The 25,346-nt window shown below is 53.9% G+C and carries 19 protein-coding genes and 1 tRNA gene; 7 read left to right on the plus strand and 13 right to left on the minus strand.

The window, feature by feature from the left end:
• Positions 1–32 precede the first annotated feature (32 nt).
• From A1355_RS23310 to A1355_RS23335, 5 genes are all read right to left on the minus strand, one after another.
• Positions 33–1,988: an alpha-amylase family glycosyl hydrolase gene (locus A1355_RS23310; protein ID WP_064031674.1), complete on the minus strand. Its 1,956-nt coding sequence runs from the start codon at positions 1,986–1,988 to the stop codon at positions 33–35.
• Positions 1,989–2,064: 76 nt separating this feature from the next.
• The gene (locus tag A1355_RS23315; protein WP_064031675.1) at positions 2,065–2,913 is read right to left on the minus strand and encodes a GGDEF domain-containing protein; all 849 of its coding nucleotides are present in this window, start codon (positions 2,911–2,913) and stop codon (positions 2,065–2,067) included.
• Entirely contained in the window at positions 2,906–3,757 is an 852-nt protein-coding gene (locus A1355_RS23320; protein ID WP_064031676.1) for an HAD-IIB family hydrolase, read from the minus strand. The genes A1355_RS23315 and A1355_RS23320 overlap by 8 nt, the downstream gene beginning before the upstream one ends.
• A 15-nt stretch (positions 3,758–3,772) precedes the next feature.
• Positions 3,773–5,911, minus strand: coding sequence for an HAD family hydrolase (locus tag A1355_RS23325; protein ID WP_064031694.1), 2,139 nt, complete (start codon positions 5,909–5,911; stop codon positions 3,773–3,775).
• 552 nt (positions 5,912–6,463) lie between these two features.
• Positions 6,464–7,852: an OpgC family protein gene (locus A1355_RS23335; protein WP_064031678.1), complete on the minus strand. Its 1,389-nt coding sequence runs from the start codon at positions 7,850–7,852 to the stop codon at positions 6,464–6,466.
• A gap of 341 nt (positions 7,853–8,193) precedes the next feature.
• On the opposite strand from A1355_RS23335, the gene A1355_RS23340 reads away from it, so the two are divergent.
• The 6 genes from A1355_RS23340 to A1355_RS23365 all read left to right on the plus strand — a co-directional run bounded on the left by A1355_RS23340 (position 8,194) and on the right by A1355_RS23365 (position 14,946).
• On the plus strand, positions 8,194–9,798 hold the full coding sequence (locus A1355_RS23340; protein WP_064031679.1) for a SulP family inorganic anion transporter: 1,605 nt from the start codon (positions 8,194–8,196) through the stop codon (positions 9,796–9,798).
• A gap of 10 nt (positions 9,799–9,808) precedes the next feature.
• Positions 9,809–10,237 carry a hypothetical protein gene (locus tag A1355_RS23345; RefSeq protein ID WP_064031680.1) on the plus strand — a complete coding sequence of 143 codons (429 nt, stop codon included), beginning with the start codon at positions 9,809–9,811 and terminating at the stop codon, positions 10,235–10,237.
• 83 nt (positions 10,238–10,320) lie between these two features.
• Positions 10,321–10,554 carry a FeoA family protein gene (locus tag A1355_RS23350; RefSeq protein ID WP_064031681.1) on the plus strand — a complete coding sequence of 78 codons (234 nt, stop codon included), beginning with the start codon at positions 10,321–10,323 and terminating at the stop codon, positions 10,552–10,554.
• Positions 10,551–12,857 carry a Fe(2+) transporter permease subunit FeoB gene (gene feoB / locus A1355_RS23355; RefSeq protein ID WP_064031682.1) on the plus strand — a complete coding sequence of 769 codons (2,307 nt, stop codon included), beginning with the start codon at positions 10,551–10,553 and terminating at the stop codon, positions 12,855–12,857. Before A1355_RS23350 ends, feoB begins: the two co-directional genes overlap by 4 nt.
• On the plus strand, positions 12,854–13,078 hold the full coding sequence (locus A1355_RS23360) for a FeoC-like transcriptional regulator (protein ID WP_064031683.1): 225 nt from the start codon (positions 12,854–12,856) through the stop codon (positions 13,076–13,078). Before feoB ends, A1355_RS23360 begins: the two co-directional genes overlap by 4 nt.
• A gap of 293 nt (positions 13,079–13,371) precedes the next feature.
• Positions 13,372–14,946: a peptide chain release factor 3 gene (locus A1355_RS23365; RefSeq protein ID WP_064031684.1), complete on the plus strand. Its 1,575-nt coding sequence runs from the start codon at positions 13,372–13,374 to the stop codon at positions 14,944–14,946.
• Positions 14,947–14,994: 48 nt separating this feature from the next.
• Here A1355_RS23365 and A1355_RS23370 read toward each other — a convergent pair whose 3' ends face one another.
• From A1355_RS23370 to A1355_RS23385, 4 genes are all read right to left on the minus strand, one after another.
• On the minus strand, positions 14,995–17,400 hold the full coding sequence (locus A1355_RS23370) for a TonB-dependent siderophore receptor (protein WP_064031685.1): 2,406 nt from the start codon (positions 17,398–17,400) through the stop codon (positions 14,995–14,997).
• Between the two features lie 81 nt (positions 17,401–17,481).
• Positions 17,482–18,432: a FecR family protein gene (locus tag A1355_RS23375; RefSeq protein ID WP_064031686.1), complete on the minus strand. Its 951-nt coding sequence runs from the start codon at positions 18,430–18,432 to the stop codon at positions 17,482–17,484.
• Between the two features lie 57 nt (positions 18,433–18,489).
• The gene (locus A1355_RS23380; RefSeq protein WP_064031687.1) at positions 18,490–18,996 is read right to left on the minus strand and encodes an RNA polymerase sigma factor; all 507 of its coding nucleotides are present in this window, start codon (positions 18,994–18,996) and stop codon (positions 18,490–18,492) included.
• A gap of 201 nt (positions 18,997–19,197) precedes the next feature.
• On the minus strand, positions 19,198–20,097 hold the full coding sequence (locus tag A1355_RS23385; protein WP_064031688.1) for a LysR substrate-binding domain-containing protein: 900 nt from the start codon (positions 20,095–20,097) through the stop codon (positions 19,198–19,200).
• A gap of 422 nt (positions 20,098–20,519) precedes the next feature.
• Here A1355_RS23385 and A1355_RS23390 point away from each other — a divergent pair.
• Positions 20,520–20,606: transfer RNA gene (locus tag A1355_RS23390), tRNA-Leu, on the plus strand.
• A gap of 128 nt (positions 20,607–20,734) precedes the next feature.
• Here the strand turns inward: A1355_RS23390 and A1355_RS23395 are convergent.
• The 4 genes from A1355_RS23395 to A1355_RS23410 form a co-directional block, all read right to left on the minus strand.
• On the minus strand, positions 20,735–21,328 hold the full coding sequence (locus A1355_RS23395) for an energy transducer TonB (protein WP_197471894.1): 594 nt from the start codon (positions 21,326–21,328) through the stop codon (positions 20,735–20,737).
• Positions 21,329–22,147: 819 nt separating this feature from the next.
• Positions 22,148–24,313: a CHASE2 domain-containing protein gene (locus tag A1355_RS23405; RefSeq protein ID WP_269454775.1), complete on the minus strand. Its 2,166-nt coding sequence runs from the start codon at positions 24,311–24,313 to the stop codon at positions 22,148–22,150.
• Between the two features lie 21 nt (positions 24,314–24,334).
• Positions 24,335–24,742, minus strand: coding sequence for a hypothetical protein (locus tag A1355_RS25460; protein ID WP_157198007.1), 408 nt, complete (start codon positions 24,740–24,742; stop codon positions 24,335–24,337).
• Positions 24,743–24,768: 26 nt separating this feature from the next.
• A partial coding sequence (locus A1355_RS23410) for a TonB-dependent receptor (RefSeq protein WP_157198008.1) occupies positions 24,769–25,346 on the minus strand: 578 nt, incomplete at its 5' end.

A 25,346-nucleotide genomic window follows, 5' to 3' on the forward strand; every position in this document is an offset into this window, starting at 1 on the left:
ATGAAATATTCGAAGCCGACTTAACTAGCACCTTATATTTCCGACAACCAATAGAACTGAAAACCCTGCAACACGACCCGTCTGTCGTATTGCTCCGGCTTGCCGCCGCTGTAAACATCGACAAATTGCCCGTAGGGATTGATGCCCTTGCTTTTGAGCAAGTAAAGATCCAGGTATTGCGGATTGGCATCGAAATTGGCGACGACTATCACCCGCTCGGAAGGACGCAGGTGATCGAAACGAATGAAACACAATAAATGCGCGTTATCGACGTCGACCAGTTCCCGGTTGTTGAAGTCGGCGAACGCGGAGATTTCCTTACGGATCGCGATCATTTTCTTCATTGCATTGAACAGGACAAATTCGGTGGTGCCTTGTTTTTTGCGCAATTCGGCCCTGTCCCAATTAATCTTGGGTCGATGTATCCAGCGGTTGTCGTCACTTTTACCGGGGTCGTCGCGGTAACTGTAATCGTTGATGACGCCGAGCGCGTCACCGTTGTATAGCAATGGAATACCGCCGAAGGACAATATCAGGCTCTGCAATAACAGAATCTTTTGGATTGCGGAATCGATCAAGCCCTGGTCATTGTTTTCCCGGCCCGCTTCCAGCCCCGCCAGGGAAGCCAGCGAACCGCTGATACGGGCGTCGCCAGTGGTTTCGTTACGCATGAACACCATGCCTCTGGCCGGAGATCCTTCGAATTGACCGCTGAAATAATCGACTAGAAATTGCCGATGTGCGTGAGGGTCGTATCCCGCGGCGCGAATATCGTTGTCGTCGAAGCCAAAGCCGATATCGTCGTGGCAGCGCACATAATTCAACCAAGTGGCGCGCTCCAGTTTCGCCGGCAAGTTTTTTATCCCTTGACAGAGCAGTTTGGCATTTTGAGTGGCTATAGCATCCCATAGCAAGGCCATCAAAGTAGCGTTGTAAGCAATTTCGCATTCCTTGGCGATGATTGCATCCTCGCCAAAATATTTGATGACTTCGAGCGGCGTGACAATGGCTTCAGCGATGAACAACACACCCGGCGCGGTGACCTGACAGCAATCCTTCATCAATTGCAATATCAGATGGGCATTGCGTTCATTCTGGCAGGTGGAGCCAATTTTTTTCCACAGAAAAGCGACGGCATCCAGGCGTAAGATATCAACTCCCTGGTTAGCCCAGAACAAGATAATATCCAACATTTCGATGAACACCTCGGGGTTACTGTAATTCAAATCCCATTGGTAATCGTTGAAGACTGTCATCACCCATTTTTGCATGTGCTCATTCCAGGTGAAGTTGCCCGGTGCCGACTCCGGGAAAACTTGCGGCATGGTCTGCTCGAACATATCGGGAATTTCCCGGTTATCGAAGACGAAGTAATAATCCTGATACCGACGTTCGCCCATAGTCGCCTTTCTGGCCCATTCGTGTTCGTCGGAGGTATGATTCATCACGATGTCCAGTACCAGCAGGATTTCGCGTTTTTTGAACTCCTTGGCCACTCGCCGCAGATCATTCAGATCGCCCAGCCTGTCGTCGATCTGTCTAAAATCACTGACCGCATAGCCACCGTCGCTCTTGCCCGCGGGACACATCAGAATCGGCATGATATGCACCAAATTGATGCCGAGTTCCTGGAAATAAGGCGTCTTGCTTACCAGATCGGCCAGATTTTCCGCGAAGCCGTTGGTATACAAGGCCATGCCGACCCATTTCTGCGACAGGAACCAGTTGTGATCCTGTTCGCGCTCCATGTCGATGCGCTCCAACTCGGCGGACCGATCGATATAGCCCTTGGCCATGGTTTCGACCAACCGCAGCATTTGCGGTTTAAAATCCTCCCGCTGACCGTACAGCGTGAAAAATAGCGAATAAATGGCATAAAAATTGGCGCCCAGCCGGGTGTAAAAGTGTCGAAGGTCCTGGCGACGAATCTCCGGTTTCAGATCATCCAGAATGGCGTTCAATAGCGAATGGGAGACTTGTTCATACATGTCGTTACGGAATCCATGGTTGGGATGATGTAAAAACTCACTAATAAATCAGGTTGCCACGCTACCGGTAAAGATTCTATTGGTCAAAAACCCCATATGCGATTGCGTTCTTGCTATTGTTTTTTACTGTATACATTAATTTATCCGCGCGTTTTACTAACTCATCGGCCGAAATTTCGCCGCTTTGGTAGCTTAATACACCGATGGAAAAAGTGACTGGCCATTTATTTTTACGCATCTCGTTCAATAATCCGGCCTGAATTTTTTCAACGGTAAACTTTGCAGCATCTTGCCCCATTTCGGGCAACAACAATATAAATTCATCACCGCCCAATCGTGCCATGAGATCGGTATTACGCAACATGTTTTTTGCCCGACTTACGAAAGCACATAGAAGCCTGTCACCAATCAAGTGCCCATATTGATCGTTTACCCATTTAAATCCATCGAGGTCGATATACGCAATCGTGAATACATGTTTATAGCGTCGAGAACGATTAAGCTCGGCTTGCAGTAACTCGAAAAAATAGCGACGGTTGGCAATGCCGGTCAAATAGTCCATGCGAGAAATTTGTTTTTCGCGCTCCAGCTCTTGTAATACAGGTAAAAGCCAGGTAATCATTACAAAGAAGCCAAAGCGCATGATGGCATTCCAATAGCCAATCATCGGATGTGAGTATGAAGCGTTGTTCAGTTGATCGACAGTAAACCAGGTTCCGGTAGCAAAGACACAGAATACTAAACCCACCTGCCTACCAAATGCCAAGGTGACCAATATGATGGGTATCAAGTAGAATATTGAGAAACTGAATTCCCTGCCTAGTTTAAAATCAATAATGCCGATACCAATATTGATTAAAAAACTAATAATTAACCAAATAATGGGGGGTTTGTTGTCGTTTTGGATAAAGCGCCAATTACTCATTAGCTTGTTCCATCCAACCCCGCGTGCAAGGGAAAAAGTGCGAAACGCCCTCAAGAATTCCCGCACTGTAGTTGCCGTTCATGCCTAAAAAATTTCCCTTAGCCAAATACAACCTGGCACCGGTTCCATTTTGCTCGGCGAGCGCCGTGGATTGCGCGACAACATCGCCATGCGCGTTGGCAACCAGAATCGCATTAATGCCACTGATTAGCACGGGCAGATCGTTGCCGCTATCGCCGGCAAATACCGTATTGCCGACATCGAAATTCTGGTGCTGCATCAAAAACTCCACGGCATGTAGTTTCGTGGCATGGGCGGGCAACACATCCAGCAATCCGGCGGCTGCGGCTTCGTCCACGCTGTAAATCAGGCTGGCCGCCAGATTTCGTGCGTGCAGTCGGTTCGCCATTTCCTGGCGCAAGGCTTCTACATCGCTGAGCGTGGTCAGATAGTAGCTGAGCTTGAAACGGTTTTGCTTCGCCTCTTCCTGCAAGCGCAAATTCGGCAAATCGTCAAACAAAGGCCGAAGATCCTTCGCCGTCAGACCGCGCCAGTCGCCGGCGATATCCTCTTCCCAAGCGACCCAAGGTTCCCATTCTCCGGGGCTGGTTTTATAGATCGTGGTGCCGACGTCGCCAATCACCCAATCGGCTAATGGCAGACCATACTCACGGATCGCGTCTTCCACCAATTCGCGATGCCGGCCGCTCACATAGGCCAAAGTCACTTCGGGGCGGGAAACCAAACGCGCGAAAGCCGCTCTCGCGCCTGGCGACTCCGTTTGACTGCCATTGGGTAACAAGGTGCGATCCAAATCGGTACAAATCAGAAGACGATTCATCATGGCGCTGGCGCTCCGCTAAAGATGGAAAAAATCGTAATGTTCGATAGCTTCCAGTATGCCCCAGGCGTTGGAGTGTTCGGCGAAATAGACCTGTTCCATGTCCGATAAATTCGACAATTCCTCACGGTGGCGGTTGGCCACCACGACCCCCAGCGTATTGCCCGCCACCATATCGGAATCGCCGCCGGAACCGCCCGTCGCCAGGATGCGCTCCAGGGGAATATCCCATTGCCGCGCGACATAACGCAATGCCTGTCCCTTGGAAGCGCGAGCCGGCACGATGTCCAAGAATTGCCCGAACGACAGCGTGGGATTCACAGACAGTTCCTTTTGGCGCAACAAAGTCAGAATCTCTTCCATCGGCGGCGCAAGCTCGCTATCGTAATAATAGGAAATCTTGAAGCGGCTCTGTTCTCGCTTGGGTTGCGGCGTCAAGCCGGGTAGCGTGCCAAGAACCCGGCGCAGAACCTGTGGCGTCCAAAGATGGTCGATATGGTAGCTCCAGGCTATGTCCGCGATCAGTTGCGGCGTGAAATAGACTTCGGTACCGAGGCTGGTAATCAGAATATCCGGTACTGGAATACGATGTTTCTTAAAAATGGCTAAAACTGAATCCAGCCGTCGTCCGGTAGCAATGCCAAACAGGCATTTTTTTCGCTTTTTGCGAATCAGGCTGACAAATTGCGCCAGTCCCTCGTCGTCCCCCAGTAACGTATTATCCAGCGCGGTAAAAATAGCCTGCGACCGCAGCCGGCCGGTTGTGGCGACCAGCGGTGTCTTTGGCAGACGTTCGAAATGCTGCAACAACGGCGGCACTTTTTGGAGATAGGCTTGGGCGTGCGCTTCCCACGAGTAATGACGGACGACATTCGCCAGGCCGTTAGCCGATAAGGTCCGCCAGTACTCGTCATTGTCGAGTATGCTCAGCAAGGCCTCGGCGATCGCGGATTTATCCAGCGGGTCCACCAACACGCCGTTTTGGCAGTTGCCGATGATGTCGACCGGGCCGCCGTTTTCAGTGGCCACCAGCGGCAGACCGCTGGCTGCCGCTTCCAACAGCGTCAAACCGAAGGGTTCGGTCAAAGCGGGATTAATAAACACCCCCTTGGACGCCGCCGCCAGACGATAAATGTCCGCGACGTCGTCCGCCTTGTGGTGCTTGGGTAGGGCAACCCGACCGTAAAGGTCATAACAATCCGTGACCAGCAACAATTCGGTCAACACGCCCTGCGCTCCGTCGTCCATCTCCCGAATGTCGTCGCGGTTGCCGGCGACGATCACCAGATTGGCCTTAGCTTGCAAACGCGGCGATTCGCCGTAGGCTTCCAATAAGGTGACGATATTTTTCCGTTCGTCCGGTCGCGACAACGCCAATATCATCGGCATATCCGGTTGAGACAGGAAATTCTTGAGCGACGCTGCAAACGCGGAGCTAGCATTACTGGCGGCGGGCGGGTGAAATTGGTCGAGATCAGTACCGGGCGGTATGACGGCCATCTTTTCCGGCGTGTAGCAATCGTAAAGTTCGTATTGGTCTTCGATTTCGTTACCGGTACTGGTGATGATCAAATCGGCATTGCTCAGCGTCTCCTCTTCGGCATTGATGCGCCGCGAAATGTGGTAACGCTGCTCGATCTCCTCCATTGTCAGACCCCGCGCCAGCAACCTGCGGCACTTGTCGCGTCCCAAGGAATGGCCGGTGTGAATCAACGGCAACCCCGTCAGATGCGAAAGCCGCACGCCAACATAGCCGGCGTCGGCATAATGGCTGTGCAACACATTCGGCCAGCGCGGTTGTCCATGTAGCCAACTCAACAGATTATCGGCAAAGCTGTCGAGGTGATCCCAAAGCTCTTCCTTGCGGATGTAGCCTTCCGGGCCGGCATCGATACGAACGATTTGCGCATTTTCCGCCAAAGCCTCGACGGATTCGGCGTAATCGCCGCCGACTTCAACGTCGACGATCCGCCGCGTCACCAAATCCACCTGCTCGACATTCGGCTGTTTTGCCAACGCCTTGGCCAGTTCCACGACGTATTTGGTCTGTCCGCCGGTATCGGCGTCGCGCCCCAGTTCCAGGTCGTGACCGCGGATCAAGCCGTGTATGCTGATCAAGACGATGTACAAGGATTCGGATTTTTCATATTCCTGCATGGTTTTGCTCCATGAACGGCATGCGTCTATCGCGTCGCCCAAGACTAATGCTTACCTAAATAGAGCAATGGGCTTAGTTAATGTAGCGGTAATAACTCTTCAACAAGTTAGCTGACAGAAATGTCATGGCTATGGCAATGACCAATACGGCGCATATATCATTATCCCCCAGTTCCTCCCCAATTCTCTTCGCGGAATCATGATAATTGCTATCGCCAAATGCACCGACCCATCGCTACTCGGAAATCACGCATCAATAAGTTTTCCGAAAATCGCGATCTCGAACAGACAGTTGGCGGATGTCGGTATCCAAGCCCACTTAGAACGACTGTAAAATGCTGCCGCTCTCGGCCAGTAACTTGACGACCTGACTCGACTCCAGCCATGCCAATAAACTAGGACCTAGGATCACCCCAGCCAGTCGCTCACCCACTACAGCCGGACTTTGTAGGCGTGTAACCAATTCGCCCAACAGTCGAGTGGTCAGCAAAATAATCATCAACTGAAGGAAAAATTGATGGACAGTGTGGGCTTCCATGAGTCGATAGACCGTTAAAGCTTCTGCCGACTATCGATCAGCTTATCGGCCTCAGTTTCTGGCACGAGGACTTCGACGGGTTGTATTGACTGGTCCTTAGGAATCGTTGTCTGAGCGACCAGATCAGAACCGACTGGCCCAAGGTGTTGTCGATTTATCAATAATGCCGGAAGTACCGCCAGACCAATCAGGAAAGGCAGCGCCAATACTTGGCCGGCCCAGCGATAACGCCCCTCGAACGGCCCCGAGTCACCGTGAAATTCGCGTTGCGGCAGACCCTCGGACGTTAAGTACTTCCAGGGCTTGGTATCCAGCCAAGCCATCACTTGCCCGATTAGGAGCAACAACGCCATACCGCCCAAGTTGACCAATGCTACGGCCATAGGCGTTTCTCGACCGAACTGGTCCAGAACGATGCCGCCGGCGTAAGACAACACCATCGAGGTTAGAAAAATGGGTAAGGATTGTTGCCCCATCGTAGCGATGGCAAGAGGCAATGCAGTCGACAGCCATTGCGGACGCCAGTTGCATAGTCGGTGCATCAGGTAAGCCAGCGCGAGTAAGTGCACCCAACGCAATAAGCCGAGGTGGCTTTTGTTTAGCCACGGCTCTAATTTTGCGCGCAGTTCGCCCCAGAATAAGACTTTAGTGTAGGTGGCTTCATGTCCCAACGGAATGGACAGCAATACCAACGAAAGGCACAAACTCGCCAACCACCGATGCCTGACGCCGACGCTTAGCCAGCCGGCACCGAAAGCAAAGCCGGTGAAAAACATCAATTGCCAATTCATGGGATTGAAGTACCAGGGGCGGCCGGTCGATGGGTTGGCGGTCAGTTCCCAGCCATATTGCCAGCTTGCCCAATACAATCCCAGCGAGCAACCCAAGGCCACGGCGACGTGCAAGCGCGATAAAGCCCAAAATATTGGCAGCCACGCCATCATCACCAGATACATGGGCAGAATGTCGAAATAGTTAGGCACATAGGCCAAGGTAAACAAGTCGTAGAGTGCTTGTTCGGTCGACTCGAAAAAATAGACGATATTCAGACGTTGAATGTCATTCATTTCAGGCACCCAACGATTGCCAATCACGCAAATCAAGGCCAGCAAAACAAATGACGCGAGATGCGCGCTATAAATCTGTACGCAACGGAGCAAGATGCGAATCGACCCTAGCCAAAGTCCAGCGCGTTCGAAGCAGCGGCCATAAGCCAACGCGGAAGCAAAACCTGATAGGAATACAAACACATCGGCGGCGTCGCAGAGGCTAAAGCGAGATGGGGTATACCAAAACCATGGGTTATCGGGCATGTGGTTGATGAATATCACCAGCAACGCCAAGCCCCTAAAAAAGTCCAGCTGGATATTCCTTGTTGGCAGTGATTGGTTTGGCAATCCCATAAAGCCCCTGTGATTCGATAAAAAACGAGTAGACTAGCGAAGTATTTCGATTCGATCATTTTATCGTACTCGACTTTAGACATTCAGCCGCCGTTCTCGTCAGGGCCGGCGGCTTTTTAGTGGGAGGCGGATTCAAAACAAAAGTGCAACACCTCGATAGTCAATACCCCCAGTCTTGCCGGGGGCCGACCGGTTGGGCGTAAATGCCGTTGTAGATGGACTCCAGTCCAAAATCGATTCAAACGTGCGGCCCGACCGCAATTGTGGTTATCATCCCCCACTGAACGGCGCCAGCGGTTCGCGCCGCCCACGCTCACCGCCATTTATCGCATGGAGAACTCATGACCACACCAACCGCGGCAGGCAGCCGCAATCATTGGCCGGCCGACATCAGCGCCGGCTTTCAAGTGTTTTTGATCGCGCTTCCGCTTTGCCTCGGCATCGCCCTGGCTTCCGGTTTTCCGCCGCTGTCCGGGGTTATTTCGGCGATCGTCGGCGGCTTGCTGGTATCGCGGATCGGCGGGGCCCCGCTGACGATTACCGGGCCGGCGGCCGGGTTGATCGTGGTGATCCTCGATGCGGCGGTCAACTTGGGCGACGGCGATCCGGCGGCCGGGTACCGTTACACCTTGGCGGCCATCGTTTGCGCCGGTTTGTTGCAAATCGCGCTGGGTTATTTGAAGGCCGGCCGTTACGCGGCTCTGTTTCCCGCGTCGGTCATTCACGGTATGTTGGCGGCGATCGGCATCATTATCATCGCCAAGCAGTTGCCGGTCATGGCCGGCGTGCAAAACCACGCGCCCGATATTTTGACGGGAATCGGCGAACTACCCCGCCAACTAATCTTTTTTGTACCGCAAATCGGACTGATCGCGCTGGCCGGCATCGCTATCCTGATCGGATGGCCGCACCTTAAGCATGGCTGGCTGCATAAATTGCCTGCACCCATCGTCGTGATCGCCTCCGGGATTTTACTGGCACGGGTGTTCGGTCTCGCCCACCCGGTACCGCTCGACTTCCGCATGCCCGAGGATGTCGATGTCGTCAGCGATTTTCTGGTGAATATTCCGGCCGATTTCAGCCAGGCCTTCAGTTGGCCGGACTTCGGCAAAATCGCCAGCTTGGCATTTTGGCAAAGCGTGATTTCGATTTGCCTGGTTGGCAGCCTGGAAAGCCTGTTGAGCGCCGCCGCCGTCGACAAGTTGGACCCATTGCGTCGTTACTCGGACTTGAACCGCGAATTGCGAGCGATCGGCATCGCCAATACCTTGTCCGGACTCATGGGCGGCCTGCCGATGATCGCCGAAATCGTCCGCAGTTCGGCGAATATCGAGGCCGGGGCGCAAACCAGCTGGGCCAATTTTTGCCATGGCGTCTGCCTTTTGGTCTTCGTCGCGCTGTTTCCGAGCGTGATCGCGACGATACCGTTGGCGTCGCTGGCGGCCTTGTTGGTCTACACCGGTTTCCGCTTGGCGTCGCCGAAAGCCTTCGCGAAAAGCATGGACTTGGGAAAAGAACAGTTGCTGTTATTTCTACTGACGATCGCCGCGATTCTGGTCAGCAATTTGTTGGCCGGCGTGTTGGCCGGTATCGCCGCGAAAGTGGCCTTGCATGTCGGACGCGGAGTCTCGCTACGCCGCTTGCTGTCGATGTCTTACCATATCGAAACCGCAACGGACGGCACCTGGACCGTCAAGGTCAGCGGCGCGGCCTTGTTCTCGAACTTTCTAGCCCTGAAAAGCTGGCTGACCGAAATCCAAGACGGCCGAGCGCTGATCTTCGACCTTTCCGAAGCCGAGTTGATCGATCATACCGTCATGGAATTCATCGCTCAGTACCGGGAAGATTACATCGCGCAAGGCGGACGATGCGAAATCCGCGGCCTGTCCGCCACCGAGCCGCTGGGGCGAGCCGAACTGTCGGCCCGTGTCCGAAAGCCATCGTGAAACGCTCGCGATGATATTGTTTATCCGTAACGTGCCGGCCAGCACGCATTTATCGGAACTGGAAGCCTACGTGGCTCCAGCCTTGAAACGACGTTTTTTGTTCGGCGGAGCGCGCATTCTGAAAGCGGAAATCCTGGTCATTCTGGATAAAACCACCCACACGCTGGAATACCATGGTTTGGTTCATATCGACTCGGACAAGGTCGGCTTGAGAGCCATCAAATCCTTGAAGGGCCAACGCTTCAAGAACAAGTTGGTATTGGTGCGGGAATATCACAATCGCAATTGGCACAATGATCGCCGCCAGACTTACCAAGCCACACAGGCGTTGGCGGATAAACGAGTGGCGGACCGCCGGCGTGGCGCCAGCCTGGAATTCGTCAAGGACATTTCGGCCATTTTCTCGGCGCCCAAGACCGCGGCCCGCAAGTTAATCTGAATTATCGACATCCGCTTGTTACATTGCCGTGACCGTGTGTTATATTGCGGCTTAATGAGAACAGTTATTAATAAGCTTATAACATGTCGACCTATCTGAAAGCGCTCGCGGCCGGCGATACGGGCCGCATCGTCGGATTCGACCAGTCAGGCGGGGTCTACCGCAAAAAGCTTCTGGCCATGGGCTTGACGCCGGGCACCGAATTTACCATTACCCGCTTCGCGCCGATGGGCGACCCGGTCGAGATTAAAATTCGCGGCTTCTCGCTGTCGCTCCGCAAAAACGAAGCCTCGGTATTATTGATCGAGAAATTATGAGCGCGGATTTCATCGTCGGCGTCGTCGGTAATCCCAATTGCGGCAAGACCACGCTATTCAACGTGCTGACCGGCTCGCGCCAACAAGTCGGCAACTGGCCCGGCGTGACCGTCGAGAAAAAGACCGGCGAATACCGCCACCAAGGTAAGCGCATCGAACTCGTGGATTTGCCGGGCACCTACTCTCTGGAATCCGACGACGACAGTATCTCTCTCGACGAAAAAGTCGCGCGCGACTATGTCGCGTCGCGTCAGGCGCACTTAGTCATTAACATCATCGACGCCGCCAATATCGAACGCAACCTGTATCTGACCTCGCAATTGCTGGAGATGCGAGTACCGATGATCGTCGTGTTGAATATGATGGACGCGGTCAAGAAACGCGGCATCAAAATTGACATTGAAACACTGAGCCATCGCCTGGGCTGCCCCGTGGTGCCGGTCACCGCCGCGTCCGGCAGCGGCATTAAAGAGTTGCGCGACATCGTCAGCGCGGCCTGTCTCGATGCGCCAACCCCGAACCTGCAAGTCCAATACCAAGCCGAACTGGAAAGCGCAGTCGCCGAATTGCAAGCACGATTGCCAATCCATCCGGAATGCGACAACCGCTGGTTGGCATTGCGGCTGTTGGAAAACGACACGCTGGCAAAACGCTTCGCCGGCCCCGATATGTTGCCCTTGGTCAATCGGCTACGCGAACGGATCGAAGCCGAAACCGGCGACGAAATCGACATCCTCGCCGCCGACGCGCGCTACGGTCTAGTCAATCAACTGGTGCAGGCCGCGGTTTGCAAACTCAACGAAGTCTCGCGCAGTACCACCGACAAAATCGACAGCGTGGTGCTCAATCGCTTTCTCGGCATCCCGGTGTTTCTACTGGTGATGTACGCGATGTTTATGTTCACGATCAATATTGGCAGCGCCTTTGTCGATTTTTTCGATAAAGCGGTCGGTGCGTTGCTGGTGGACGGCCTCGGCGCGCAACTCACCGGCTGGCAGTGGCCGGCCTGGTTGGTGGTTTTGCTTTGCAACGGCATCGGTGGCGGCATCCAAGTTGTGTCGACCTTTATTCCCATCGTCGGCTTTCTGTTCATTTTTCTATCCGCGTTGGAAGACTCCGGCTACATGTCCAGAGCAGCTTTCGTGATGGACCGCTTTATGTGCATCCTAGGTCTGCCCGGTAAATCCTTCGTGCCAATGATTGTCGGTTTCGGTTGCAACGTGCCGGCCATTATCGCTACCCGAACGCTGGACAACCAACGCGACCGGGTTCTGACCAATTTGATGAACCCGTTCATGTCTTGCGGCGCCAGACTGCCGGTGTATGCGCTGTTCGCGGCGGCTTTTTTTCCGGTCGGCGGCCAAAATTTAGTCTTCGGACTTTACTTATTCGGTATCGCCGTCGCGGTCGCGACCGGCCTGATCATGCGCCATACCTTGTTGCGCGGTGCCCCCACCCCGTTTCTGATGGAACTGCCCGCGTATCACCTGCCGACGCTGCAAGGCATTTACACCAAAACCTGGGAGCGTCTGAAAACCTTCATCGTCAACGCCGGCAAAATCATCGTGCCGATGGTTCTGGTGCTGAATGTACTGAATTCGCTCGGCAGCGACGGCAGTTTCGGCCGCGAAAACAGCGACCAATCGATACTGAGCGGTATCGGCAAGTCGCTGACGCCGCTGTTCGGCCCCCTCGGCATCGCCGAAGACAACTGGCCGGCGACGGTCGGTATTTTTACCGGCGTGTTGGCCAAGGAAGCCGTGGTCGGCACCTTGGACGCTCTCTACAGCCAAATGGCGGCCGGCGCGGATAACAGCGAGGATGCCGAATTCGACCTAGGCACCGCATTGCGCGAAGCGTTGCAAACCGTCCCGGACAATTTGGCCGCGGTCGCCGATCGCTTGCTGGACCCGTTGGGCCTCGGTATCGCGACCAGTGCCGACCAAGCCGAAGCCGCCGAGAAACAACAGGTTAAACTGGATACCTTCGCGGTCATGCAAAGTCATTTCGACGGCAAAATCGGCGCCTTCGCCTACTTGGTATTCATCCTGCTTTACGCGCCCTGCGTGGCCGCGACGGCGGCGATCTACAAAGAAACCAACGGCGGGTGGGCGCTGTTTACCGTATGCTGGACTACCTTCATCGCCTACCTTTCCGCGACGTTGTTTTACCAAATCATGACTTACGACCAGCATCCGCAGGCTACGTTAAGCTGGTTGTCCGGATTGACACTGGTCTTCCTGAGCATACTGGCCGGCCTGCGCTACGTCGGCAATCACCAAACCGAAGGAGTTCCGCCATGATCCTGTCCGACCTGCGCGGTTATTTACAGCAGCGGCAACGCGCCACGCTGAACGACATGGTCCTGCATTTCCATATGGACGCCGACGCGTTACGCGGCATGCTCGGCAAATGGATGAGTAAAGGCAAGGTCAGACTGAGCGGCAACGGCTCGAACTGTTCCAACGGCAGTTGCTGCAAATGCGATCCGCTACTGACCGAAATTTACGAATGGGTAGACTGAGGTCGACTCAGCGTCGAACGCTACGCCCATAGCGCAACCGCGCCCCGGACGCGCTCGCCGCCTGATTCTCCGCATCTTCCGCGTCGCTGCCGACACCCGGCTAAGCGCCAGTCAAACGGAAACCGAATCCCGAGCAAACGTCACATTTCACGGCCTCTCAGCGTCGAAACCGCCGCGCTCGAACCGGGCTTGCTGCAAATTAAGATACAATACGCTGTTACGCGCGGAGGTTTCTGGCCACTGTGTCGCACGACCTCCAGCGAACGTTATTGATTTTTCCGACCTAAAACCGCATGCAAGCCACCGAATACAAGCGTAGACGCACTTTTGCCATCATCTCCCACCCCGACGCCGGCAAAACCACCATCACCGAAAAACTGCTGCTGTTCGGCGGCGCCATTCAGCTGGCCGGCTCGGTCAAGGGCCGCAAGGCCGCGCGGCATGCGACTTCGGACTGGATGGAGATGGAAAAGGAACGCGGCATTTCGGTCACCACCTCGGTAATGCAGTTCGAACACAACGGCGCCATCGTCAATCTGCTGGATACACCGGGCCACGAAGACTTCTCGGAAGACACCTACCGCACGCTGACCGCAGTCGATTCGGCGTTGATGGTCATCGACGTCGCCAAGGGCGTCGAGGACAGAACCATCAAATTGATGGAAGTCTGCCGCTTGCGCGATACGCCTATCCTGACCTTCATCAATAAGCTGGACCGCGAGGGTCGCGAGCCGATCGAGCTATTGGACGAAGTGGAAAGCGTGCTGAAAATCGAATGCGCGCCGATGACCTGGCCTATCGGCATGGGCAAGCGTTTCAAGGGCGTTTATCAGCTATACAAGGACGAGATTTTGCTGTTCAACCCGCAGCATGGCGGCAAAATCGCCGATTCCACGCTGATCAAGGGCTTGAACAACCCGCATTTGGACGAGTTGCTCGGCCTGCAGGCTGACGAATTGCGCGACGAAATCGATCTGGTCAAGGGTGCCAGCCACGAATTCGACCACGCCAAATATTTGCGCGGCGAGCAGACGCCGGTATTTTTTGGGTCGGCGATCAACAACTTCGGCATCGTCGAATTGCTGGACGCCTTCGCCGAATACGCGCCGCCGCCGCGTCCGCGCCAAGCCGAGCAACGCTTGGTGGAGCCGAGCGAAGATAAATTCACCGGTTTCGTGTTCAAGATCCAGGCCAATATGGACCCGGCTCACCGCGACCGGGTTGCCTTCATGCGCATCAGCTCCGGCAAGTTCGACAAAGGCATGAAGATGCACCACGTGCGGATCGGCAAGAGCATCCAGGTTGCCAATGCGATCACCTTTCAAGCCGATAGCCGCAAAAACGTCGAGGAAGCTTATCCCGGCGATATCATCGGTTTGCATAACCACGGCACCATTCAGGTCGGCGACACCTTCACCCAGGGCGAAAACTTGAAATTCGGCGGCATCCCCTACTTCGCGCCGGAACTGTTCCGCCGCGTGGTGTTGAAGGATCCCTTGCGGGCTAAGGCGCTGCAAAAAGGTTTGGTGCAATTGACCGAGGAAGGCGCGACCCAGCTATTCAAACCGCTTAAAAACAACGACTTAATTCTGGGCGCGGTCGGCATCCTGCAATTCGACGTCACGGCCCACCGTTTGAAGCACGAATACAATGTCGAATGCGTCTACGACGCTTCGCCGATCAACACCGTGCGCTGGGTCAGCTCGAACAATCCGGCAAAGCTGGAAGAGTTTAAAAACAAGGCTTTCGAAAATCTGGCCGAGGACGGCGGCGGTTATTTGGTGTATCTGGCGACCAGCCGGGTCAACCTACAACTGACCGAAGAACGCTGGCCGGACATTCATTTCAGCGCCACCAGAGAACTTTAATGCGCCAACCAGCCGGGCAGCGAACCCGCCCGGCTGGCCGATTTCCGCTTAATACTCGATTTTCACCGCCCCCATGAAGGTACGCGGATTGCCGTAATAGGTCGGACCGTAGCTGTAAATCGACTGGTAATAGGTTTTATCCAGCAAGTTGTCGACATTGAGCTGTGCGGTCAGTTTGGTTTTACCGACCTGCCAAGCCTTGCTGGTCATCAGATTCATCGTCACGTAGCCCGGCGCCTGAGCGCCCTCGTAATAACCGATTTCCCGTTGACTGACGGCCTGCATGCCGGCACCGAATTTCAGTCCCTTCAAATACTCGCCTTGCTGAAACTCGTAGGTCGTCCACAGACTGCCGTTGTGCTTGGGCGCGTTGTTCAAGCGGTTGCCGACCACGGTCGGATCGGTTTCGTCCTTGATGCTTTTGGCGAACGGCATGTAGGAATAGGCGCCGATCACATTCCAGCCAGGAACGATCTCCCCGCTGACGTCGAATTCGATGCCGCGGGTTTCCGCTTCGCCCACCGCGCGCGATAAGGCCAGATAAGTCGCGATAGGTGCGTTGCGCTTGGTCAAGTCGTAGTAAGCCAGCGTCGCGCTGAAACGGCCGTCGAACAATTCGGTTTTTGCACCGACTTCCCATTGGTCGGCGGTTTGCGCCGGTAGCGGCTTACCGTCGCGCCCCCAAAAATTCGGCGCCCCGAAATTTTCGGTGTAACTGCCGTACAGCGAAAACTCCGGTATCGGTTGCCAGACCACGCCGCCGCGCGGCGATACCCGCTCCGACGTTTGTTCGGGCGACTGGCCCGAACCAAACTCCCCGTAGCTGCTGTAAATCACATTGGCATTGTCATAGCGCAGGCCGGCCATCACATGAAAATGGTAAGGCAATTCGATTTGGTCCTGGGCGTACAAGCCGAACCAGGGTACGGTTGAGTTCGAATAGGTCACGTCGGTCGGCAACAGTGTCGGCGGAGTGGCGCGGTGAGTCGGCCGGTAGATATTGCTGGTGTCGTACAAATCGCCGTTAAACCCGAATCCGGCCATCGAAACCCGATAATCGGTGCGGTAGTAGTCGCCGCCAATCAGCAGATTGTGCTTCAAAAACGCCGTATCGAATTTACCGTTCAATTCCAGCGCATTGAAAAAATTGTACTGATAGTCCTGACCGTCGGTATTCTGGCCGAAAAATGCCCGGCCGACATCGCCGGTCGCCGGATCGGCGACCGACCCGTGAATCGCCGACATGGTCAGGTTGTAATTCTTGAAATTGAAGCGGTGCCGTAAACTCCAGCGGTCGTTGAAGGCATGCTCGGTGTGCAGCGCCAACATCACGTATTCGTCTTGCTGATAGTTCCAGGCATCGCCCAGATTCCGCTCGCGAGCGATTGGCGCGGGCCGATTACCCATTCTCGGCACGGTGCCATTGCCGAATTCCTTGATGTCGCTATATTCGAGCTTAATCGTCGACACCGTGTTGTCGCTGATATTCCAGCGCAAGGTCGGCGCGACCATCAAACGCTCGTTGCCGCCGAATTCCTGAAAGGTATGGTTGCTTTGATAGCCCAGATTGAAACGGTAGGCGAGCGTCTTATCGGCGTTCAGCGGCCCGGTCGCGTCGACGCTGGTACGGTACATGTCGAACGAACCGAATTGCTGGCGCAGGCTGTAATACGGTGTATCCAGCGGTTGCTTGGTGACGAAGTTGACGATGCCGCCGGGTTCGGTCCGGCCGTAAAGTATCGAGCCGGGGCCCTTCAGCACTTCCACCCGCTCGACGTTTTCCAAATCCTCGGTGTGAGCGTACTCGCCCTGACTCAACACCCCGTCGCGATAGTTAATATAACTGCCGAAACCCCGGATGAAGAAAGTGCCGCTGCCGCCCAAGCCGTTGCTGACGCCGCTGACATTTCTCAGCGCCTGATCGATCGTGATGGCCTGTTGATCTTTCAGTACCGCATTCGGCACGACTTTGACCGACAGCGGCGTCTGCATCAACGGCGTGTCGGTCTTGGTCGCGGTGGTGGCATTGTGGCGGTTATAGTCGGTGTTATAAGGATCTTCGCCCTCGAAAAACGGATTGCTGGATTTACCAACGACGTTAATCGCCGGTAACGCGGTCGGCTCATCGCGCTGGTTGAGCGTTTGGCGTTGAATCAGCACGTTGCCGTCGGCGGTCAAACGATAAGTCAAGCCGCTTCCGGACAACAGCTTTGACAATGCCGCCTCCGGCGAAAATTGACCGGATAATCCGCCGCTGCGTAAACCGTTGGCGATTTCCGCATCGTAAATCAGTTGCAGGCCGCCGACTTCGGCCAGTTGATTCAACGCAACCGCAAGCGGCCCCGCCGCGATCCGGTATTCCCGGACCGCCGATTCGGCAACGGCGCCTCCGGCTACCGCCGAGCCGACAACCAACAGCACGCTGGCGGTTTTAAAGGTATCGTGCACTGACATTGTGTTCCCTCTCCAAGTGTTTTAACGATTAGTAACAGCTATGACGCACTAGTCAGCCAAAACAGGAGGTCGGGAAATTTTTTAACGATGCAGCAAAATCAGATAGTCGCCGAAGTGGGTAGTATGCAATTGTAGCGCGGTTTCCAGCGCGGCAATCGCGGCGAGTGGATCGTCGATCCGAAACACGCCGTTGACCCGGCGTTGGCGAAGGTCGGCGTCCTGAATCAGCAAGACGCCAGGGTAATAATGAGCCAGTTCGGCGACGACTTCGTCGAGCGGACGATTCTGAAAAACCAATCGGTGGCGGCGCCAAGCGGTCGCGGCGCCGATGTCGGCCGCTTTTGCTTGACTCAGTCCATGCTCAGCGTCATAACTGGCCGCCAAACCTTCCTCGATCTCAGTTGTTTGTCGGCCGTTGCCGAGTTCGACTCGCACGCGGTGTTCGGTCACCGTGACTTCGGCGCCCTCCTCGGCCAATTTGACGTTGAACGCGGTGCCCAACGCGGTGACGCTGCCGCCGGCTGCGTATACTCGAAACGGCCGGTTACGGTCCGGACTGACTTCGAACGCTGCCTCGCCCCGCAGCAAGCGCAACTCGCGGTGCGTTTCATCGATTTGAACATCGACGGCGGATGCGCTGTTCAAATGCACCGTGGAACCGTCACTGAGCGTGAAGCTGCGAATCTCGCCGCGACCGGTCTGCAAATCGGCGTTCCAGAGTTGTAAGTAAGGACTGAGCCAGATCGCCGCCAAGCTTGCGGCCAACGCCAATCCGAAAATCAGCGGAGCGAGAGCCCGCTTAGCCGGCGGTTTCGACTTCGGCGCCACCGATGTCTCAACCTTTGCCAAACCATCCAGTTCGCCCCACAAATTTTCAAGTTCGCTATAGGCCAAACGATGCTCCAAAGACGCATTCAACCAGCGCTGAAATTCCTTAAGCTCGTTTTCGTCCATGCTTCCGCCATCCAGACGCGCCCACCAATCGGCAGCCTGTTCACGAATTGTCGCGGAGTTTTGGGCGGGTGCGGGCATGGTTAGAAAGGTTAAAACCCGAAATTCAATAGGCGATAAGCGGCAACACCGGGAACACTAATCGTCATCGACTTGCTGCAGTGCCAGCAAGGCATTGCGCAAATGTTTTTCGACCATGTTACGCGAAATACCCAAGCGCTCGGCGATTTCCGCCTGACTCAACTCTTCGAATTTTCGCATCTCGAAGACTCTTCGGCATTTCGGCGGCAAGCCTTCCACTGCAGCCACCAAGCGCCCCAGGCGTTGGCGGGCCGCTAACAGACGGTCCGGCTGGCGCGCTTCGGTCTCCGCTACCCAATCCGGTAATTCGTCGGATTTAGCCAAGTATCGGTCGCGCACCGCATCGCGCCGCTCGTAATCGGTCGCAAGATTGGCCGCGATCCGATGCATTAGCGCTCGCGGATTGTCGGCCGCACGCCATAGGTCGCCGCTCAGCATGCGCTGATAGGTTTCTTGAACGATGTCGGCCGCCATGTCCCAGCAACCGCAGCGCCTGAACATGACGCGCCGCAGCTCTGCGTCGTAGCGGACGATCAAGCGCTGAATATCCAGGGTATCAGTCATCGAAAACGGCAGGGAAAGAGAGTTGGCCCCTAACAACAAATTCGATGCCGTTTTATTGTCAGTCCCGCGCAATCAATGCCTTGAGTCGAAAACACCGCGCTCTAACCGCATGCTCTTAACGCGGAATACGGCATTTCACTCATCTTATCCGAGTTATTTAACAAAGTTTAATAGATATAACCGACCCTCTATAACCAACCCTCAATCGGATTTGGTCGCGGCCTCCGCCAGTAACTCGTCTATGAAATACTGACAATACGACGGCAAATACAATTGCCGCAAATACGCAATCTTAGTGGTCGAACTCGGGATCAAATCCATCAGACTGCGAGCCACCAAATCCGCGTCCTTGACGGGCTCGTAGGACGTACCGGCGATGATACCGACTCCCATGCCCAGCCGCACGTAAGTCTTGATGACGTCGGAGTCGGCCGCGGCCAAGTTGATGTCCAACGGCAAATGCGCGTCAACGAAGGCTTTCTCGATCGCCGACCGTCCGGTAAACCCCGGCGTATAGGTCAAAATAGGTTCGGCCGACAGTCGTTGCAAGGTGATGTCGCCTTCGGCCAACGGATGGCCTTTAGGCACCACCGCAACATGGTGCCAGTGATAACAGGGCTTGACCACCAATTTGTCGTCTTCCGCCAGTCTTTCGGTACAAATCGCAATATCCGCCTTGTGCTGATGGAGTAAATCGATCAGGTTGTCGGGTGACGATTGCACCATGTAAATCTTAATGCCCGGGTAACGGAGGCGAAACCGGGCAATCGGCCCAGGTAGCAAATACTTGGCCTGAGTATGGGTAGTTGCTATATGCAGCGTGCCGCTACTACTGTCGAGGAAATCGTCGGCAATCAGTTGGATATTTTTCTTGGCCTGATTAATCAAATCCACTTCCGCCATGATGCGCTCGCCCAACGGCGTTAGACCGATCAACTTTTTACCCTGCCGGGCAAATAATGGCGAACCCAACTCGGCTTCGAACAATTGTAATTGCCTGCTTACCGCCGATTGCACCACGTGCATCTTATCCGCCGCCCGGCTCAGATTGAAGCCGGTTTCATGCAGCGTGCGCAATAACTCAAGTTGGTTTAGATTCATGCAGCTAACCTTGTTCTAACGTCAAGCAATTTCGGAAAATCCCACTATACTGATCGTGCGTTCGGTAGGCGTCCGTAAAATCGGCGGCCGCATCGAAAGCTATCGCTTCATTTTAGGGGTTTCCGGCGCCAACATCGACATCTAATCCGGATTCGTCGCATGTAAAACGCCGGGCAATCTCCTCCTAGCGACACGGATGTCTTATGGCGGACCTCGGTCCGCCGTTTTTTTGCGGCTAGCCCGGCATTACCCCTTTTCAGCATGACGTGATAGGAATTGTCGCCTTCCCCGAAGTGGCTCATTCATCCTGAAGCCAGAACGAATCCACTTGGAACTTGATCGAAAAATATAATAGACGGGAATTAGTTGACAGATACTTAATTTGACAATATAATGCGCACTTAACTTGCCAGCCAAGTTAAGCCGAGGTGGTGAAATTGGTAGACGCGCTAGCTTCAGGTGCTAGTAGGGGTAACCCTGTGGAGGTTCAAGTCCTCTCCTCGGCACCATCATTTCTCAGTGAAATATGGTGTGAAGTTTTATATCCATTCCTTTCGATAGAGCTTTGCTACGGTTCTTGTAGCTAATATCCAAAAACCAATTTTATACGCTAGACCACAGCGTCGCCTCCATTGTATTAAGCGTTCTCTTGGTCTTTAAGACTAAAAATAATCGGCACAAGCACTGAGCACGCCTCGTTGATCTCCCCACGCTTGGCCGGAACAAACTGCCAATTCTTTACAGCTTCTAGTGCAGCTTCGTCCAAAGTCTCATGACCGCTGCTTTGTTCAATACCGATCGTTTCCACTTGCCCTGCTTCGCTGACCAGAACTTTTAACACGACCCTGCCTTGCCAACCGCGACTCCTGGCTACCGATGGATAGTCTGGCTTAGGATTTTTATCATACGCCGCGCTCATATAAGCCTCGGTATACGGCTGAGCCTGGTTTTCGAACACGGGCTTCTCAGGCTGATTAGGCGTGGGTAACATATCGCTAACAGGCTGCAATTGTTGCTTCAACAATTGTTCGAGCTCGGAAAAATCAGCGGCTCGCGCTTGTTCGGTTTTTATTAATTTCGGTTTGGGTTGCACACGCTTACGCGGAGGCTTTGAAGCTTGCGGCGGTTTAGCCGGCGGTACGGGCGTCTGTTTAGCAGCGGGGATCGTAATCGTTGAAACCTGGATGGCCAGCGGCTCAGGCTCCGGAGAACGTTGCTCAGGAACAAACAAGCACTTCACGCCTAGCAAGTGAATCCCGGAAACCGTGACGGCGATTGCGAACAATACGTCACGATTTCGGGATTTTCCTGCTCCGGGTATATTAATCCGAGGATTTGCGAATACCGGCGCGATGGTCCCTCGGCGCGAGTCCTCCACGAAGGAAGGCGACGGCGCTCGCCCCGAGGAGAATCGAGCGGAAGGCTTTTCGAGAATACTGGTCGGAAATCGGAACATACGGAAATTAAAATAATTCGTTGTTATCGATAAACCCTACGAACACGCCGACCGAAACCAGCGAAATCAAACAATCATGCCGGACGTTTTTCCCCAAAAATTCCTCCGCGCCGCTAATCCGGCTAGACTGGCGCGGCCAATTTCGCCTGTGGCACGACGAATTTTTACGGCAATTAAGACTTAGCATTCTTGCTATAAAGCAAATACCGCGCCTTTTCGGAAATCCGCGTATTTGCTGTGATTGCCCAACCGCAAAATAATTTAACTGTGTTATTTAACGATAGATCAGGGGATATGCCCTACTCACCACGATACGGTGACGACAAGCCCTTTCAATACACTGATGACTAATCAAAACGGAAGGACGAGATGAACTAGAGATTCCGGATTTGGGCTTTAAATCGGAACGAGAGGAAAAGGTTTACGCAAACTAGCGGCCCAGCATGGCTTGTGACGGTGCTGGGTGCCAAGCGGAGCAAACTACAGTAGGCACTTCAGATCGGCCTGGCTTTTTGGATCGTGCCGCCAAACAGGGAGAAAAGGACTACGAGCGGAAGATTGCGTACCGGTTTCGTTAACAGTGAAAGCAATCGATTACTTAGCATCCAGGGTAACAACGCCATCCCAATCGATCGGTGGTTGATTCTGATAGCCTTGGGCTAAGGCCAAATAGAAATTCGCCGGACCATCGGTACCTCTTTTAAGGACGGATTGAAATCCCTCTATCGCCACTTGCCAGTCGCCTCGCTGAAACGCCGAAAGCGCGACCGCGAAACCGCCATCAATCGGTCCCATTTCGGGGGCCACGATCTCCGCCAGATCGACCGGTTCGGCACGCCCAACCACCCGAAATCGCCCAACCGCCCGGTAAGCGATGGCAGTGGTATCGACCAATTCCCGACACGCGAGTATTTGAGTACCCAAGAATTTGTTGATCCCCTGAATACGCGATGCAGTATTCACGGTATCGCCTATCGCTCGGTAATGATTCGCCTGACCGCTTTCCAACCCGCCCAGTATCATTTCACCAACGTACAAGCCGATTCGGGTACGAATGGGCTCCAGCCCCGAGGTCTGATTAAATTGCATGACCGCCGCCTGCATGTCCAGCGCGGCCAGACACGCGGCGGTGTGCCGTTCGGATTCGGATAACTCGAACCAAACCGCCATCATCGAATCGCCCGTCACGTCCGCGACCGCGCCGCCGCGCGCGCCGACCGGACGACCGAGCACTTGGTAATAGGCGTTCAATAACTCCCACATCTGTTCCGCGCTGCGACCCGCCGCGAGCGAGGTATAGCCTTCGATGTCGGTGGCCAGGCATACGCCGCGAATTTCCCGATGGGTCATAGCGGCGAATGTTGCTTTCCGATTACCCGACTCCGCAAACGGCAAAGTGCCGGCCCATTGCGGAAACACTCGACGCACAAAGGCCAGCATGCGCCGTCGCTCAATCAACAACTCGCGGCGCGCCATGACCAAACTGGTCAACCATGCTGTCGGCAGCATCACGAACGCAGGGGTCATGATCGGCAACCAAACGGCGTGACGAGCGAACAGCCAAAGCGCAATCAACACGTAACTGACTGTAAACAAGGCGGTAGCCGCATAGCCCGTCCAAGCGGGTAAGACGGACAGCAACAATGCCAACATCAGCGCGAATCCGGCATAGACCGCGCCGTGAGCCAGCGGCGTTCGGATAAAGCGGTCTTCCAGCAAATTGGCAAACACCGTCGCCATGATCTCCACGCCGGCCATCTTACCGGTACGGGCATCGGTCAACGGGGTTTGAAAGAAATCGGTCTTGCCGGCCGCGTATTGCCGATTGGCTTTACCGACAAAGACCACCTTGCCGCGCAAGTCGGCCACCTTGCCTTGCAATACCTGACTGTAGGACTCCATCCGCAAGGTTTGCGGCGGCCCGTAAAAATTGATGAACCGAGATTCCTCACCGCAAACTATGCCGGCTAGGCGCTGATCGACTTTCTGACTGGCGCGGTCACCGTTCGCCGCCAAACAGGTTCGGCGTAGCTCGGCGAGCCAATCCATGTAAGAAGCGTCCCAAGGCTTGGACTGTTCGAACCCTTGCATCCGATCCAGATACGCCGCCCACGCTACGACCGGTAAGCTTGGCATTTCCCCCAAACCGTCCAGATACAACCACGTTTCGCGTATCGTCGCGTCCTCGGCATCGTTGGCCAACACAAACGGCGCATGCCCCAAAAGCGCAGGCTGCAATTGTGGATTGGCGGAAATTCTTCTTAGCGCCACGAGTGGCTCCGCCAACTCACCACCCGCGCCGCCGTTTTTTGAAAGGGCCGAATCCTTATTGCTTTCTGAGCACTCTTCCCGCCCGAAAAAGTCCTCGGTCGCGCGTCGAAACATCTGTATGCAGTCGCTGGCAAGGACATTGCCGGCTTCTCGCATCGCGTCCGCGAGGTCGGAATCGACCTCGGGATCGGCGCGAATGAACTGCAAATCAAACACGACCAACGCAACGCCCTGACGATGCAATTCCCGAATCAATCCGGCGTGGTAGCGGCGCCAGCGTGTTAAGTCGTTGCCGACGCCTAACTCGGCTTCGGAGGTTTCGTCCATGGCTACTAAAACAACCTCTCCGGGGGAACTTAGCAAGCCTCTGTACTTTAATAGGCTTACAATCCCCAAAGACTCGTCAAAGTCGTGCAATAGCGAAACTGCAAACGATAGAAAACTTATAAAAAATACAGTTCGAATATATTTTTCATTGAAAAACCTCACTACTTGACAACTAAAATCAAGTTATTTTTTATATGTACCAGGTGGGCAACTAGCAAGATTTTTTTTTGTCGTCGAACATAACTCGGTATTTGAAGTGGAAGTCGCCTCTCCCCCGCTCGTGGTTCCTCCTGATATAGTCATACAACAAGTTGTGCTTCCCTTTTTCTTACTAATAGTGGTTAAGAATGTCTCTTGAAGAGAGAACTCTTCTTTGTATATACGACATTGATTTGGCCCTGCGTCTTTAGTACATGGAACCGGTTTTATCAATTCCCCCGTTTCAGAATCATGATACTCAGATATTGTAACAACCCTGGTTTTCTCAGGAATTAGATAATAAGTCAACAAGGAACTTGCTGCCGCAACAAGAATAAATTTAAAAAAATCATGACAATTAATACCGCATACTTTAACATCAGAATCTTTCATAGGAATCTCCATCAAAAAACATTAAATTAATTAAACGACAATGTAACCTGTCCATAAAAGAATCTACCAGGCTGGTATTGAGGCGATACCGGGTTATTGACACCAGTTTGATAATAAAAATCCTGATAGTTAAATTGCTTATCTAGTAAGTTCTTTATCCCAAAGGAAAAGATGCCTAGCCGCTTTGGGAATCGGTAACCAAACTGGGCATCCAACGTCCAGAAAATCTCGCTCCCGTTACGCATTACCATTTGTTGAGTTATTAGATTTTCTTGACCTAGCTTCCGAATATTCTGATTTACCGGAGTAGCCGATAACTTAGAGAAAAAGCCACTTGGATGATAGTAAGCCGCAGAGACTGGAACCCGCAATGTCTCAATATAACTTGGAGCTTTATCTACGGAAAAAAGCAAATCCCTGGTTATTTTCTCATAATGAACATCAATTCCGTAAACCATTCTATCAGATGCCATCCAGTATAAATAACCTCGACTTAATTGTTCTTCCTGATTTTTAACCGCACCCTTTGAAACCGGAACATCTAGACGTCTCCAAGACTGCTCCGCTCCAGCATAGAAACTATTAGAGGGTTGGCCGGGATTCA

The organism is Methylomonas koyamae (assembly GCF_001644025.1).
Lineage (GTDB): Bacteria > Pseudomonadota > Gammaproteobacteria > Methylococcales > Methylomonadaceae > Methylomonas > Methylomonas koyamae_A.